This window comes from Chryseobacterium sp. 14P4.3.2 (assembly GCF_057799275.1).
On the sequence record NZ_JBYOKO010000018.1, the window covers coordinates 85,407 to 100,381 of the forward strand.

14 protein-coding genes, 1 tRNA gene and 1 pseudogene are annotated in these 14,975 nt (G+C 34.8%); 12 read left to right on the forward strand and 4 right to left on the reverse strand.

What is annotated here, in order from left to right; genetic code table 11:
• Positions 1-49: 49 nt before the first annotated feature.
• From putP to AC27VX_RS20715, 6 genes and pseudogenes are all read left to right on the forward strand, one after another.
• The gene (gene putP / locus AC27VX_RS20690; protein ID WP_488697687.1) at positions 50-1,546 is read left to right on the forward strand and encodes a sodium/proline symporter PutP; all 1,497 of its coding nucleotides are present in this window, start codon (positions 50-52) and stop codon (positions 1,544-1,546) included.
• A gap of 116 nt (positions 1,547-1,662) precedes the next feature.
• Positions 1,663-1,881 (forward strand): annotated as a pseudogene (locus AC27VX_RS20695) (DUF7710 domain-containing protein); the annotation flags it as partial.
• A gap of 85 nt (positions 1,882-1,966) precedes the next feature.
• Positions 1,967-2,494: a hypothetical protein gene (locus AC27VX_RS20700; RefSeq protein ID WP_488697689.1), complete on the forward strand. Its 528-nt coding sequence runs from the start codon at positions 1,967-1,969 to the stop codon at positions 2,492-2,494.
• 118 nt (positions 2,495-2,612) lie between these two features.
• Positions 2,613-3,170 carry an AAA family ATPase gene (locus tag AC27VX_RS20705; protein ID WP_488697691.1) on the forward strand — a complete coding sequence of 186 codons (558 nt, stop codon included), beginning with the start codon at positions 2,613-2,615 and terminating at the stop codon, positions 3,168-3,170.
• A gap of 27 nt (positions 3,171-3,197) precedes the next feature.
• Positions 3,198-3,623: a GNAT family N-acetyltransferase gene (locus AC27VX_RS20710; protein WP_488697693.1), complete on the forward strand. Its 426-nt coding sequence runs from the start codon at positions 3,198-3,200 to the stop codon at positions 3,621-3,623.
• Between the two features lie 2 nt (positions 3,624-3,625).
• Positions 3,626-4,183 (forward strand): DUF6624 domain-containing protein, encoded by a 558-nt coding sequence (locus AC27VX_RS20715; RefSeq protein ID WP_488697695.1) that lies wholly within the window; start codon positions 3,626-3,628, stop codon positions 4,181-4,183.
• A gap of 54 nt (positions 4,184-4,237) precedes the next feature.
• Here AC27VX_RS20715 and AC27VX_RS20720 read toward each other — a convergent pair whose 3' ends face one another.
• Positions 4,238-5,383: a tetratricopeptide repeat protein gene (locus AC27VX_RS20720; RefSeq protein WP_488697697.1), complete on the reverse strand. Its 1,146-nt coding sequence runs from the start codon at positions 5,381-5,383 to the stop codon at positions 4,238-4,240.
• A gap of 177 nt (positions 5,384-5,560) precedes the next feature.
• Between AC27VX_RS20720 and AC27VX_RS20725 the strand changes: the two genes are divergently transcribed.
• The 6 genes from AC27VX_RS20725 to AC27VX_RS20750 all read left to right on the forward strand — a co-directional run bounded on the left by AC27VX_RS20725 (position 5,561) and on the right by AC27VX_RS20750 (position 9,836).
• Positions 5,561-5,812, forward strand: a complete 252-nt coding sequence (locus AC27VX_RS20725; protein WP_488697699.1) for a hypothetical protein — start codon at positions 5,561-5,563, stop codon at positions 5,810-5,812.
• 13 nt (positions 5,813-5,825) lie between these two features.
• Complete coding sequence (locus AC27VX_RS20730; protein WP_488697701.1) at positions 5,826-6,062, forward strand: DinB family protein; 237 nt, start codon at positions 5,826-5,828, stop codon at positions 6,060-6,062.
• Between the two features lie 70 nt (positions 6,063-6,132).
• A complete protein-coding gene (locus tag AC27VX_RS20735; RefSeq protein WP_488697703.1) occupies positions 6,133-7,905 on the forward strand; it encodes a S41 family peptidase in 1,773 nt (590 codons plus the stop codon).
• A 376-nt stretch (positions 7,906-8,281) separates the two neighbouring features.
• Positions 8,282-8,366, forward strand: a tRNA-Ser gene (locus AC27VX_RS20740).
• A gap of 438 nt (positions 8,367-8,804) precedes the next feature.
• Positions 8,805-9,545 (forward strand): tyrosine-type recombinase/integrase, encoded by a 741-nt coding sequence (locus AC27VX_RS20745; RefSeq protein WP_488697705.1) that lies wholly within the window; start codon positions 8,805-8,807, stop codon positions 9,543-9,545.
• Positions 9,546-9,548: 3 nt separating this feature from the next.
• Positions 9,549-9,836: a tyrosine-type recombinase/integrase gene (locus AC27VX_RS20750; protein ID WP_488697713.1), complete on the forward strand. Its 288-nt coding sequence runs from the start codon at positions 9,549-9,551 to the stop codon at positions 9,834-9,836.
• 16 nt (positions 9,837-9,852) lie between these two features.
• Here the strand turns inward: AC27VX_RS20750 and AC27VX_RS20755 are convergent, their stop codons facing one another.
• From AC27VX_RS20755 to AC27VX_RS20765, 3 genes are all read right to left on the reverse strand, one after another.
• The gene (locus AC27VX_RS20755; RefSeq protein WP_488697707.1) at positions 9,853-11,061 is read right to left on the reverse strand and encodes an NUMOD4 domain-containing protein; all 1,209 of its coding nucleotides are present in this window, start codon (positions 11,059-11,061) and stop codon (positions 9,853-9,855) included.
• A gap of 721 nt (positions 11,062-11,782) precedes the next feature.
• On the reverse strand, positions 11,783-13,945 hold the full coding sequence (locus tag AC27VX_RS20760) for a peptidase domain-containing ABC transporter (protein ID WP_488697709.1): 2,163 nt from the start codon (positions 13,943-13,945) through the stop codon (positions 11,783-11,785).
• A partial coding sequence (locus AC27VX_RS20765; RefSeq protein ID WP_488697711.1) for an HlyD family secretion protein occupies positions 13,945-14,975 on the reverse strand: 1,031 nt, incomplete at its 5' end. The genes AC27VX_RS20765 and AC27VX_RS20760, both read right to left, overlap by 1 nt.

Genomic DNA, 14,975 nt, shown 5'->3' on the forward strand with positions numbered 1-14,975 from the left:
TTTGCGGCTGACCCGGAAAATCATTATATTCGGCTTCATAAAAAATAATATGCAAGTATATGAAGCGGTTTCTGTGGGACTGTACCTGTTGCTAATGATAGGTATAGGCATATATTCTTATAGAAAATCAACAAGCAATTCTGAAGAATTTTTAATAGGTGGGCGGAAAATGGGCCCTGCGGTAACGGCATTGTCTGCCGGTGCTGCTGATATGAGCGGATGGCTGCTGATGGGAGTTCCCGGAGCCATGTATCTGTCGGGTATTTCCAGTGCATGGATCGCTATTGGCTTAACGATTGGGGCTTATCTCAATTACATAATTGTTGCACCGAGACTCAGAATTTATACAGAAGTAGCTCAGAATGCTATTACGCTACCTGTTTTTTTTGAAAACAGATTCAAAAATAAAAACCATCTTCTCAAGATCACCTCATCCATTTTTATTCTGGTGTTTTTCACCCTTTACACTTCAGCAGGGATGGTGTCCGGTGGAAAATTATTTGAATCGGCCTTTGGGATGGATTACACCGTAGGTTTACTTTTAACAAGTGTGGTGGTTGTTTTATATACATTTTTAGGAGGATTTCTTGCTGTGAGCCTTACAGATTTTGTACAGGGAACCATTATGGTGCTGGCATTGGTGATTGTACCAATTGTAGCGGTTATCCAAATTGGAAGTGTTGGTGAAACGCTTTCGTTGATTGAAACTAAAGATCCGAAATATCTTGATTTATTCAGAGGGACAACTACCGTAAGTATTGCATCTTTGTTGGCGTGGGGTCTTGGCTATTGTGGTCAGCCTCATATTTTAGTCCGTTTTATGGCGATTGATAAACCTAAAGATCTTGTAAAAGCAAGACGAATAGGTATTACATGGATGATCTTTACCGTTGCCGGAGCATTAGCCATAGGTTTGATAGGGATTGCTTATCTGCAGAAATTTGATGTGGAAACCATGTTGAAATTTGATGGATCAAAGACCGAGGCAGAAACAATATTCATTTATTTTTCCCGAATATTATTCCATCCGTTTATAGCAGGATTTCTGCTTACAGCGATTCTTGCGGCTGTAATGAGTACAATTTCATCTCAGTTACTGGTAACGTCAAGTTCATTAACAGAAGATATTTATAAAGCTTTTCTGAATAAAAAAGCAACTCCAAAACAACTTTTGATAGCCAGCAGACTTTCTGTTTTACTGGTAGCAATTATTGCAGGGCTTCTGTCGCTGGACCCTAAAGACAGTATACTTAATCTGGTTGGAAATGCCTGGGCTGGTTTTGGTTCAGCATTCGGACCCCTTATTTTACTGTCACTTCTATGGAAGAAAACAACCTGGCAGGGAGGTCTTTCCGGAATGCTTGTAGGAGGAGTAACAGTATTGGCCTGGGTTTACCTTCAGCATCCGCTGAAAGACTGGTATGAAATAATTCCTGGATTTACGCTCTCTTTATTAGCCAATATTGTCGTTTCCTTGTTTACCTACAAACCTGACATGATCATTGAACAGGAATTTGATGAAATGAAGAAAATCATGCAGGAATAATATTCAGTTCTGTATATATTTCATTGATCATATATCTGGAAACGATTAATTTATTATTTTTATCAAATTAAAAATGCAGTGTATATTTTTGCAGGTGAAGGTGCAAATTTTCCAGCGGGTATTTTTACACATCCGCAGATGCTGAACCACAGATAAAAAAATCATTAAGCGGAATATTGAATAAATATCCTGTAGATAAAGGATTTTATGATTGTACAATTCAGGAAGGCTTTTTTACGATTCGGACAAAAAACCAAAAAGAATCAAAATTTATACAGAAGTTTACCTTTGCTTCACTGGAATATTTTCACTTTGAAAATGGTAATTTAAAATAACGGCGCTGGTGAAATTATTGTTAAAAAGTACAAATTTATCAGGGTAATCTGCCTTGCAGGATACACTGCCCTAAAAAAAAAACTAATGATTAATCTATCAATTATACCTGATGAAAATCTAAAGGATGTTTCTCTGATCTATCATTTTTATGAAGATACGGGCAGAATACCGCTTGAAATAATTTTTGATGCGTATTCTGTTTATCAGGAAGGTATTACAATAGATAATTATGACGGGGAAACGGGAAATTTTATCACATTTAAGTTTGATAAAGTATCAAAAAGCCTTGTCAATATTACCTTTGTATCTGTTAATGGGAAAAATATTATACCTGAAAACTTCATGGAAAATATTCATGCTGCTGAAGGTAGCTATCAGTTTTGTTTACATGATAATAAGACTGCCCAAAGAACATATCATACCACTCAAATCTTATTTGATGTTCAGTGTCAGAATATTTTGGTCTTCTTTGGCAAAGCTGATGTCAATGCATTGACATTTCATGATGCAGATGAACATCTATCCCTTGGACTGGATACGGATTATAATTTAAAAAGTATTCTATTGAAAAAGCTGGAAAAAGAACAAATAAAACAAATCCTTAATTTGTAATATCAGTAAAATTTGAAATAAAGGTCCTTTCACAGTAGATGTAACATCACGATTGAAAAGAGGATAATACTTCTGATTGACTTGAAGTTGTACTTATTCCAAATATTATTTAAACTTAATGAAAAAACTATGTATCATCACTGGCGGCCCCGGTGCCGGGAAAACAGCTTTGCTGGATGAATTACAGAGGCGGGGATTTCAGACAGTTCCTGAAGAAGGCCGTAGAATTATCAAAGAACAGATCGCTGTGAATGGAAACGGGCTTCCCTGGCTCAATAAAAAGTATTTTGCAGAATTGATGTTCAATGCTTCTTTAGAAAGATTTCAGGAGATAAGCTCAGGGGCTGATTCTAAAATCATATTCTTTGACCGGGGAATATTAGATACCTTAGGATATCTTAAACTGGAAAATATACCTGTTTCTGAAGAAATGCAAATCAAATCTGCTGAAATGATCTATCATAAAAATGTTTTTATTCTTCCGCCCTGGAAAGAAATTTATGAAAACGATCAGGAACGAAAACAAACTTTTGAGGTAGCTGTATCCACTTTTTACTGTATCAAGGAAATCTATCTGGCCTACGATTATCATGTTATTGAAGTCCCTAAAGGTACAGTAGAAAAAAGAGCAGATTTTATTCTTGAAACTATCAAAGTGAATCAAATGTTTTTGTAACTTCGGTTGTCTAAAATATATAAAATAATGAATATCAGGAAAATGAAAAAAGAAGATCAGAATGCTGTTGCAGTTTTACTGGATCAGCTTGGATATCCTGATATAGGGGAATTTATTGCTCAAAAAATTAAAAATCTTTTAAATGATCCCGATGAATACTTAACAGTAGTGGAAAATTCCGAAGGAAAAGTGACCGCATTTATATCTATTCATATTATTCCACAGATTGCGCTTAAAGGAGATTTTGCCCGAATCAGCTATTTCTCGGTTGATGAAAATTTCAGAAGTTCAGGACTTGGAAAACAGTTGGAAGAATATTGTGAGAAAATAGCGCGAACGCGAAAGTGTGATCGTATAGAAGTACACTGTAACGGCAAAAGAGAAAAAGCTCATCAATTTTATTATAGGCAGGGTTATACAGAATCTCCCAAATATCTTATAAAAAAACTATAACAATGAATGAGAGTTTCGCCAAAGAATTGCTGAAACTGGCAGATAAAGATTTAGCCATAAGACAGCAGTTATTAGCTGAAGGAAAGCTGTCAGCCGGTTATCATCCCGAAATGGAAAAAGTTCATACAGATAATGCAAAAAGGCTGCGTGAAATTATCGCAGAAATCGGGTTTCCAACCATTTCAAAAGTAGGTGAAAATGCAAGTAATGCTGCATGGCTGATTGTACAGCATTCCATTGGGGAGCCTGATTTTATGAAACAGTGTTATAAGATGATGGAAGAAAACAGTAATGATGTGGATGCCAGGAACACAGCCTATTTGTATGACCGCATTCAGGTATTCCAAAGTAAACCCCAAAAATACGGAACACAAATTATTCCTGAAGGAATTTATCCTGTTGAAGATAAAGACAACCTTAATAAGGAGCGCGAAAAGGTCAATCTGCTGCCATTATCCCAGGAAAAAATTAATTGGATCCCGACTCCGGAAAATATTCCGGAAATTGAGGCGAAAGATAAAGGATATAATATTTGGAGGAAGAAAGTTGGCTGGATATAATATATGGAGTTTAACGTTTTATAAAACTAATAAAGAATGTTCCTGATATGGTGTCTATTTAGTTTGCGCTAAAGCAGTCATTCTCTCTCTGGCATATATAATCTGTTCCTTTTCTCTTTCCTGGTCAGGTTTGTTTTTGAGATACAACTGATAATAGACCACCGCATTTTTAGGCTGTTTTAGATTAAGGTCATATAGAAGGGCTAAACGGTAACAGATCATATTGCTCTGTCCGAAACTAAGTCCTCTTTTATAAGCTGCCAGTGCATCACTGTACCGGCTTTTTGCTTCATAAATACCTGCCAGCGCAGCATAATAAAGTGGAGTATGATCTGAAATCGCTTCATCAATGGTTTTTTGAGCATAGATTGCAGCCTTATCATAATCCTTTAGTTCACGATAGCTCAAAGCCATATAATACAATGTTCCCTCATTCTGAATCCCCAGATCTTCAAGAACTTTATACAGATTAATGCATTTCTGATAATCTTTTACATAGAAATAGGCCTGTCCTGTATCATTCATAACGTTGACGTCAGCATTGATTTTCAACAATTTTTCGCCGGTCTCGATCACTTCCTGATACTTGCCTAGCTGATTGGATAAAGGTAATTGAGCCTGCTGTAGAATAAAGTTTTCAGGATCTGCAGAAATAGCTGTTTTTAAAATATCATATGCCTGTTGATATTCTTTAAGCTCCCGGTAAACCATAGAAAGATCATACGCTACATCAGGATCTGCAGTCTTCAGTGTATTGGCTTTTTTGAGAAATTTAAGTTTTACATCAGGAACATCTTCATAAGCTGCAAGCTGTTTATAAGCACTGAAATTGAGGCTGTCTAACTGAATAATCTGATGAAGATAAGATTTTGCTTTGGAAGCATTACCCCGTCTGGAATTGATGCTGGTAAGACTGAATAAGGCAGATAAATTGTTAGGCTGCAGACTGTTGATTTTCAGATAGCTTTTTTCAGCTTCAGGAAGTTTCCCTGCCATCAGATTACAATAAGCAATTTGGCTGAGCGCCTTTATATCCTTTGTATTCTCATTGTATATACTTTGAAGGTACTTGGCAGCATCTTCATAGCGCTGGTTTTCATAATATTCAAGCAGTTTCTCGGGGTCAATTTTTGCAGACTGAGCGGATATATTTTTGAAACTCAGAATAGCAATCAATAAAGAAAGCCAAATTTTCATCATTATTGTTTTTTTTACTAAAATATCAGATATTTAATAATTTTCCAAATTTAGTGATTAGTTATTAAACGCTTTTTTGATGTTTTGAATAATTTATATCAGAAATTATAATCTTCTTTTTCAGGATTTCTTATCTTCAAATGATAAAACGGACTGTTAATTTGATTAAAGGCTTAACCAATGGAAATAAAATCTGTGAAATCATTTGTTGATTACGGTGGGAAAACCAGAGAAGGAACAAGCAGAATCATTGAATCAGTATCTCCTGTACATGTAGATTTTTCCTCTAAACCCGGAAATTTACCATTGGAGATCAGATCAGACATATTGCCACCATTGAACGCTATAGGTATTGCGAAACCATTTCAGGAAGAAAAAGTGGTTATCAGGGATGTAGAAGAGACCTGGCAGACGGTTATGAAAATACCGTGATTTTTTTAATGAAATGCACAGACAAACACTGGAAATAATTAATAATTTGTCCAATGAAGATCTTTACCGGAAATGTTTAACACCTGCCAATAGTGAAATTTCAACTTGGAAATGGCTTCGTGCAATGATAGAACATGAAATTCATCACAGAGCAGAAATATACATATACCTCAATCTGCCTGATGTAAAGACACCTCAGATCTATGGACTTTCTGCAGAAGAAGTATGGGGAGTAAGCGTTCAAATGTAAGAAGTAAAACATTTCTACCTGTTAAACCGGCTGCCGTAATTTGTATATATTAGCCCTTTAAAAAATAACAATGGTCAAACCTTTCATTATTCCTTTTTTATTAGTGGTAAATTCTGCTTATGCTCAAACCAATACATACCTGAAACCGGGTGATACCCTGAAATACTCACCTCAGTCTGATAAATCTGTCTGGATTTCTGTTCATTCGCCTGATGCCAATCTGGCTTTAGCACTATTTATGGATGGAAAAAAAGTAAAAGATCAGGATGATTCGAGAGGAATAAAAAGTGTGGAAAGGTTATATTTTACCCCTGAGAAAGGTAAAATATATGGACTTAAAATCTGGGCTAAGTCTTATTTAGAAAAGAGTAAACCTGCTAAAGTTACTATTACAGAATCTAAAAATGTTCAGGTTTTAAAAGATCAGTTAAGTGCTGGTCAGTTTGTGGAAGACCTGCATACTTTCCGTTCTATAAGAGAAAAAGCAAATTCAGGACTATATGTTTACAGGGCTAAAAAACAGATTGACAGCATTTATCAGCAGGCAGAGAAGGAAGCTGAAAACTGTAAAAATATCTTTGATTTTTACAAGGTGATTGCTAAAGTCACAGGATTTGAAGGCAGCTGTCATAACTATACTGATCTGCCCAATCATGCTTCTTATTATATGACCCAGAAGCCGGAGTATCTTCCTTTTACATTAACGAATATTGACGGACGGCTGCTGCAGGATTCTAAGGAGGTTGCGGTGCCTCTTGGCGCTGAGGTACTGTCTGTGAATGGTATTCCGGCAAAAGAGATGATCAACCGCTTTTCTCAATACTATTTTTCCGACGGATTTTCAATGCCCTATAGAGAAACAGCAGGATTTGAAAGGGGAATGATTGATAAATTTTACATGGAATTTGGAACTCACAAAAATTATGAAATCAGCTATCGGTGGAATGGAAAGATAAATAATGTTTCCCTGCCTGGGATATCATTGGAGAGTTTCAGAAAACTACAGGATTCACGGCATTCACTTTCTTTCGATAAGAAGCTGATGGCAGAAAAATACAGTTTTAATAAAGAAGGAGAGGGGATATACCGGTTATCTGTAAGAGGCTTTGACTTTGCAACAGGCAAGGAAGATCCTGCATATACCAGATTTAGTGCTTTTCTTGATCAGATGATAAATACACTAGAGCAGGAAAAGGTGAAGAATCTCATTGTCGATTTAAGAGGAAATACAGGTGGAACAGGAGCGCTTTATGAAAAAGTCTTTTCTTACCTTACACAAAGGCCTTTCCGTGACAGCCATTATGCTTATACAAAATTTAATGAGGTTCCATTAGACGAAAAGCTGGTGATTATTTCCCTTTTCCTATCCAATGGCGTAAAAGATAAATACGGATTGAATACTTATCTTAAACAGCTTTATCCTAAACAGGTTCAGGATAAATATTATTGGACTGATGATAAAAATCCGCTGATTCTTCCTAATCAAAAAACCTTTAAAGGACAGCTTTATCTGCTGGTAGATCAACGTGTAGCTTCCGCAGCTTCGCACCTGGCTTCCCTGATTAAGTCATATACCAATGCAGTGGTCATTGGAAAAGAAACAGTTGGAGGGTATTATGAGCACAACGGGCACCTTCCCTTAGTTTATGAACTTCCCAATACCGGTATACAGACAGGTTTTTCCATTGTTCATGTCATTCAGGATGCCCAAAACCTTCCGGATCAGCATAAAGGACAGGGGATTATTCCTCATATTGAAGTTCACCAGACTGATCAGGAATTTTTAGACCAGACTGATGTTTATCTAAAAAAAGTTTTAGAGCTTCAGAAAGAACGGATATAATATTGATCAACCATGAAAATAGAGTAAGTTTTTTTTGAAAAATGGATAATTTTCATTGAAAGTAAAAGGTGATAAGAGCAATTGGTGAACAGATGTTTGATCCGGATCAGTAAACGGGAATTCAAAGGAGAGATTACTAAGGAATATTACTAGGATTAAAAAATATTTCTTAAAAAACATAGTAACACATCGGGAAGTTCTCTTTGATTTTAAATGATTGGTATTTAGATTTTAATATACTTTATTTTTGATTTTTAAGTGAGTTGAATGCTTATTGAATCTAAAAAAAATAATTTTATTGAAAAAATATTTTGTCAATATTAAAAAACTTTCTATATTTGCACCACTGAAAAACAACGGTACTACCGGAGTTTATGGAGAGATGGCAGAGTGGTCGATTGCGATAGTCTTGAAAACTATTGACTGTAACAGGTCCGGGGGTTCGAATCCCTCTCTCTCCGCAAGTTGGAGAAACAAATAAAATCAAAATCCTTTAAATCTTAGTGTTTAAAGGATTTTTTGTTGTTTGGAGTGAGCAAAATGTATCAAAGAAATACAAAACGAAAGTGAGTCATTCGGTGAGTAGCCGGAAGTGTCATTTTCTACTCACCGAATAACAAGTAAAGAGCCTGTTCATCGATTGAACATCTTGTAGGTTTTAAGATTCGCAAATACATTACTAATCTTAAAAATCTAAAGTTATGGAAACTTACAATGTGCTTTTCTATGCAAAAAAAGTCAAAAACAATTCTACAATTTCTACGATCTATTTGCGGATTACTATTTCCGGCAAAAGAACAGAAATCTCGACAGGACAGATGATTAAAACCTCATAATGGAGTATTAAATCAGGAAAAATTGCAGGCAATACTCCTCATGCTAAGCCGTTAAATTCTTTTTTGGAAGGAATACGGTCAAAATTATTTGAATGTTATACTAGTTTATTCAGTGAAGGGAAAGAAATAACCTGCGAAAGTCTACGGAATAAATATTTAGGAATTGAAGAAAGAAAGTTCACACTCATTGAGGTTTTTAAAGACCATAATTCAAAAATGAAGGAACTTATAGGAAAAGAGTTTTCTAAAGGAACATGGGAAAGATATGAAACTTCATTACGACATACTCAGGCATTCATGAAATGGAAATTTAATATTGGTGACATTGATGTCCGTCATATTAATTCCGGATTTGTTGCGGATTATGAATTTTATTTGAGGACGGTAAGAAACTGTTCCAATAATTCTGCTGTAAAGTACATCAAAAATTTTCAAAAAATTATTAATATCTGTCTTGGCAATGAATGGATGAACAAAAATCCTTTTGCAAACTATAAATCTAAAATAGTAAATGTAGATGTAAGATTCTTAACCGATTTAGAATTGAAAAGAATTCAGGGTAAGAAATTTATTTCTGAACGTTTGAGAATTGTTCGTGACATTTTTGTGTTCTGCTGCTTTACAGGTCTAGCTTATATCGATGTTAAGAATCTTACAGGATATAAAATTACCAGAGGGATTGACGGCGGATTATGGATAAAGACCAAAAGGGCTAAAACAAAGATTGAAGCAAGTATTCCCCTGTTAGCAGAAGCACAGGAGATTTTGAAAAGGTATGAGGATCACCGAAAATGTGTGAATTAAAATATAGTTTTACCGGTATTAAGCAATCAAAAAATGAATGAATATTTAAAGGAGATCGGTGATTTATGTGAAATTGATTTTGATATTACTTTTCATACGGCAAGACATACTTTTGCTACAACGGTTACCCTTAACAATGGTGTACCATTGGAAACTGTCAGCAAAATGTTCGGTCACACCAATATAAGAATGACCCAGCATTATGCCAAAATTCAGGATAAAAAAATTAGTGAAGATATGCTCTCTCTAAAAAAGCAGCTAAAAAGTAAAACAAAATCTCGTATTGCTTAATATAAAAATCAAAAAATTATCTTTCCTTTTTTGTCCTGATCTTTTTCTTTCCCTTGAGTACAGAACTCAAAGAGCATAAAGAAAGCTTCGACAGGTCAATGTCCCACATTGGCTGGCTTTGGTTGTTAACTACAATTGTTTTATCATTCACATCAAACGGCTTTATAAAACAGCAATAAAGCAATCGGTTGAGGGATAATTGAAACCTCTTTTCTTGACCTTTCCTTAGAGAGACAGAGAAACGAATTATATCTTTATTATTAGGTTTAGAATCACATTTAAGCCTCATAATCTGTTCGCCCAAATACGTCTTACTTTTCCCGGCGACCCATCCGCTCAATCGCTTAACTCTCCCTTTATTTGAAACAAGATATGTCTCTTCAAAATCAGGGACAGGCTTCCAGTTTTCACCGGGAAGATCATTGAGTGAAAGGTTCATGCAGGCAGGTGGGTTATTTTCATCAATTAATGGCTTGCCCAGTCTCATCCAAAGGTTTATATTAAGAACATCATCTGTCCTTGTTGACCTTTTCCTGTTTTTTGAGGAAAATATAAAATCTTCCTTTTCAGGTTGGTACTCTTTATAAAACCATCGAAACCCACCTGCCGTAAAACTCTTGTTCCTTAATACATACAAGATGCCTCCACTATTAAGCCCAAGCGCTTTCTCGACAGCATAAATACTTTCATGATCTGCTACAAAATCACCTTCAATAGTGTATTGGCTAATAGGCTGCTTAGAATCACTTTTCCAGCTTTTAGCTCTGTCTTTACTGAACATTTTATAACGTTGTTCACTAATGGATAGCAGTTCCAGATTGCTATAATGAAGATGGAAACTATTGCTGTCTTTATAGGAGATAACAACAGATCGGTTATCCATATCATACTTTTTTACAAAATGATAATATACTAAACGGGCTATCGATTTTCGGTGCTTTATTCCTTCTAATGATAATGAGCAGAAAATATTGTAATAACTACGTTCAAGATATTTATTAGAGTACTTCGTAAAAAACAGCTTCATAATCTTTTCAGGCTCTTCACGTTTACTGCGTAGTGTGACGGTAATGCGTTTGAGACTCTTCACCCTCCCGTAATTAGAGATTTCATAATTCTCAAAACCTTCAATCATCTTCCATTCTTCATTCGGAAGATTGTTTAGGGAATTATTGTAAAGAACCTCTTTCAGGTATTGATCTTCTATATCTTCGGAGAGCTTCATAGGCAGGAACTTTTAATAAATAAATTAATTAATATCTGTTGTATATGAATTATAAAGGGTAAAAATAGAAAACCTTTTATACTTATACTATTAAAAATTAATTTGATTAAAAGTAGGATGCTCTACCTAAGCTAACAGTTCAGAAACTTGTGAGGTAAGCAGATTGTAGGGTTCTGCTTTAGATAATCTTCAGTTCCTTAAATTTTTCCCAGGTAAAAATTACTTTTCATAGTAAAAATGGAAACCTCTGTTTTTTTAAGAAATCCTAATCTCAATAGAGTGGATTCCAAAAACTCGGTCATGAAATGGATGTGATTTGTGAGAAAAACAGCAGAGAGAAATAAAATTTCTTTTCCTGTTTTTGGATGAGTTTTTTAAGATTCCAAAATTGCCGGAGCTTTATTGCTTTTATTGAAGTTTGGAGATCAGGAAAACAACCAACAATCTGGAGGAATTCTGGAATAGACAAGGAAACGGAAGTTAGGACGATGAGGTTTTGGAATTCTGAAATTATGTGATATATTTACCTCTACGAAATAATTTTTTTTTCATCATTTGTGTTTTTTTAGTCTCCTGATTTTTTATTGGGGGACCTTTTTGTTTTTATTATTTTACAAATTACCTTGACTATTGTATTACAAATGATATTTATAAAATTCTATCTAAAAACTCCACAATAGCTAAAAATATAATAAGCATAAAATCAATCATAATATTTGTTTTAATAATCTAATCTAGCACCCTGTTTTTCCCACATAGATTTATAAACAGAATTTGTATTGAGAAGTTCTAAATGACTGCCTTGTTCAATAATCTGCCCCTCTTTCATGACAAGAATAGTATCAGAGTTAGCGATGGTACTCAATCGGTGAGCGATAACAATCATTGTTTTGCCCTGATTTCTAAATTCCTGTAAAGTATTTTGAATGACCAATTCTGATTCAGTATCTAATGAAGAAGTAGCTTCATCCAAGATTAAAATTTCGGGATTTTTATATAAAGCTCTTGCAATGGCAATTCTTTGCTTTTGTCCACCGGAAAGCAAAGCTCCGTTTTCTCCTAAATAAGTTTGAAAACCATTTGGGAGTTTTTCTACAAAATTTATTATTCCCAGATTTTTAGTAATACTTAAAATTCTTTGTATATCCGGAAAATCTTCACCTAAAGCAATATTTTCAATAACGTTCCCTGAAAAAAGATCGATCTGCTGCGGAACAACAGATACTAAATTTCTTAAAGAATAATTGGAAATATAATTAACGTCATAATCTCCGATCATAATTTTACCCGTTTTAAGCGAATATAAATTTTGGATTAAAGAGGCTAATGTCGTTTTACCACTGCCACTTTCTCCAACAATAGCTGTAGTTTCTCCTTTTTTTATAAGACAATTAAAATTCGTAAAAACTTCGGTTCTGCTCCCATAGCTAAAGCTTATGTCTTTAAACTGTATATCTCCAACATTTTCTTTTGCGAGATCTAGCTTTTCGGTATTTTCCTCACGCTCCAAGTCCATGATTTCAAAAAGACGGTCGGCGGCTATTAAAGCATTCTGAATGGTTTTGTTCATTCCAATTAATTGCGAAACCGGACTTGTGAAATATCCGATCAAAGCATAAAAAGATAATAATTCTCCTGGAGTAATTACTCTATCAATAACATAGCCAGAACCAGCCCAAAGTAATACAATGGTGAAAATTCTTGATAGAAATTCAGAGGAATTTCCTGAAAACAAAGCATTCATTACAGAAGAGTAAATAGTCTTTAATAATTTTGAAAAAGCATTATCAGTTTTATTATTGGCAAAAGTTTCTACCCCAAATTGTTTAATAGTCTTTACAGAAGTGATAGATTCCACCAAATGGGATTCCAATTCGGCACTTTCTTCCATTAATTTTCTTTCTGCTTTTTTATTCAGTTTATTGGTGATCCAATACACTAAAAAATAGAAAGGAATGACTAATGCTGTAATTAATGCTAATTTCCAGTAATACGTAAACATCAGGGCAAACGAGAAAATGATAATGAAAATATTGACAAAAATCTGTATGGAGACATCATTGATGAATGTTCTTATTTTGACGGCATCGTTTACCCTTGAAATAATTTCTCCTACTTTCATCGTATCGAAAAACCGTTGAGGTAATTTTAACAAATGCTTATAATAACCAAGAATAAGATGTTTATCCATTTTTTGCCCAGTTTGCAATACCAAAACACTTTTCATGGCTCCAATAAAAATTTGAAACGACAATATAACAATCATTCCCACAGAAAGTAAGTTGAGCAAACGCTTGTTTCCATCTATCAAAACATAATCTGTTATTTTTTCAATGTAAATTGAAGTCGACAAGCCAAGAATAGTATATACCAATGCACCCAATAAAGCTTGAACTAAAATGCTTTTATGTGGCTGAATTAAATCCCAAAATCTTCTGTAGAGGCTTGTTTTTTCATTTCTTTGTTCAAAATATTCATTAGGTTCCAACAGAATCAGAACGCCTGTCCATATTTTTGAGAAGTCATCTATTTTGTAATCCTCCAATTTTCCTCTTGCGGGATCCATCACCGTGATTTTATCTTTCGTAACTTTGTAAACGACTACATAATGGTGTATTTGTCCGTTAACAATAATGTGGGCAATAGCTGGTAACGGAAGTTCCGGCAAAGCGTCGACACCTCCTTTCACGCCTTTCGCATTGAAACCAAGCTGTTCCAATCCTTGTACTAATCCTAAAACATTGGTTCCTCTGGTATCGGTATGGCAGATTTGCCTGATTTTGGCAATAGGCATTTTTAATCCGTAATGGATGGCAACGGAAGCCAGGCAGGCAGCACCGCAGTCTTTAATATCGTGCTGTTTTATCAGTATATTTTTTTTCATCATTTCAATTTTGGATTGAACCAATCATCAACTCTGTCAAATAATAGCTGCCACAAAGTGCGGTCTATTAAATGAAAACGAGCCGTAAAGCTCATTCCTTTTCCTATATTTCCTTTGTATCCGCTTTTTAGTTGTAGGTAGTTATCATCCATTTTACAAAGCACTCTGAAAAAAGCTTCTCCGGTTTGTTGGTTTACTTTAATATTTTGATCTATTTCCTGAACTTTTCCTTTCAACAATCCCCACTGATTATAGTTATAAGTGTCAATCTGAAATTTAACATCCTGTCCTGTATGTATGAAGCCTATATCTTTTGGGGAAACCAAGCATTCTGCAATTAAAGAAACCTCAGGCGATATTTCTCCAATATTTTGCCCCTGAGTCAGAAAATTATTCTTCTGGATTCCTGAAAAATTAATAAGCCTTCCTGAAACGGGAGCAGTGATGATATAATTTTTTTGTTCCTGATTGATACGTTGTACCTCTGAACCCGAAGTACGAAGTTGTCTTTCTGTTTCTCTTTTTTGAGCCTGCCATTGGGCTATTTGTTGCTCTTTGATTCCTGAGATTTGTTTTTTTATCCCTTGATAATCATAGTAATATTTATCATATTCTGCTTTAGGAATTACACCTTGATTATACAGGATGGCAGCTCTGTCATAATCTTTCTGTGCTAAAGAGAGCTGAGTTTGGACCTGTGCAATTTTTTCCTGCATGGCAGAAACTTCCTTTTGGTATTGTCCGGTCTGTAAACCAATAAAATTCCCACGGGAGATTTTTTGTAAATCTGAAAGTTGTGCATTGTAATCTTGACTTTGGTTGTTTTGTAAGTTTTTTTGGATATCTAATTGTTCAGCTGTTACAACGAGTAAGGTATCTCCTTGTTTTATTTCTTGATTATTTTTTTCTAACTTATTTTGTATTATTTTCCCTGAGACAACAGCAGAAATTTGAGTGTTCTCTTGTAGAGATCTAACTGTTCCTCTAGATGAGGATGAAATGGGAACAGAAATAATCGGTAAAGTGCATA

Bases quoted from the DNA above. Each gene is read 5' to 3' on its own strand.
- putP (WP_488697687.1), top strand. From the start codon at position 50: ATGCAAGTATATGAAGCGGTTTCTGTGGGACTGTACCTGTTGCTAATG.
- AC27VX_RS20700 (WP_488697689.1), top strand. From the start codon at position 1,967: ATGATTAATCTATCAATTATACCTGATGAAAATCTAAAGGATGTTTCT.
- AC27VX_RS20705 (WP_488697691.1), top strand. From the start codon at position 2,613: ATGAAAAAACTATGTATCATCACTGGCGGCCCCGGTGCCGGGAAAACA.
- AC27VX_RS20710 (WP_488697693.1), top strand. From the start codon at position 3,198: ATGAATATCAGGAAAATGAAAAAAGAAGATCAGAATGCTGTTGCAGTT.
- AC27VX_RS20715 (WP_488697695.1), top strand. From the start codon at position 3,626: ATGAATGAGAGTTTCGCCAAAGAATTGCTGAAACTGGCAGATAAAGAT.
- AC27VX_RS20720 (WP_488697697.1), bottom strand. From the start codon at position 5,383: ATGATGAAAATTTGGCTTTCTTTATTGATTGCTATTCTGAGTTTCAAA.
- AC27VX_RS20725 (WP_488697699.1), top strand. From the start codon at position 5,561: ATGGAAATAAAATCTGTGAAATCATTTGTTGATTACGGTGGGAAAACC.
- AC27VX_RS20730 (WP_488697701.1), top strand. From the start codon at position 5,826: ATGCACAGACAAACACTGGAAATAATTAATAATTTGTCCAATGAAGAT.
- AC27VX_RS20735 (WP_488697703.1), top strand. From the start codon at position 6,133: ATGGTCAAACCTTTCATTATTCCTTTTTTATTAGTGGTAAATTCTGCT.
- AC27VX_RS20755 (WP_488697707.1), bottom strand. From the start codon at position 11,061: ATGAAGCTCTCCGAAGATATAGAAGATCAATACCTGAAAGAGGTTCTT.
- AC27VX_RS20760 (WP_488697709.1), bottom strand. From the start codon at position 13,945: ATGAAAAAAAATATACTGATAAAACAGCACGATATTAAAGACTGCGGT.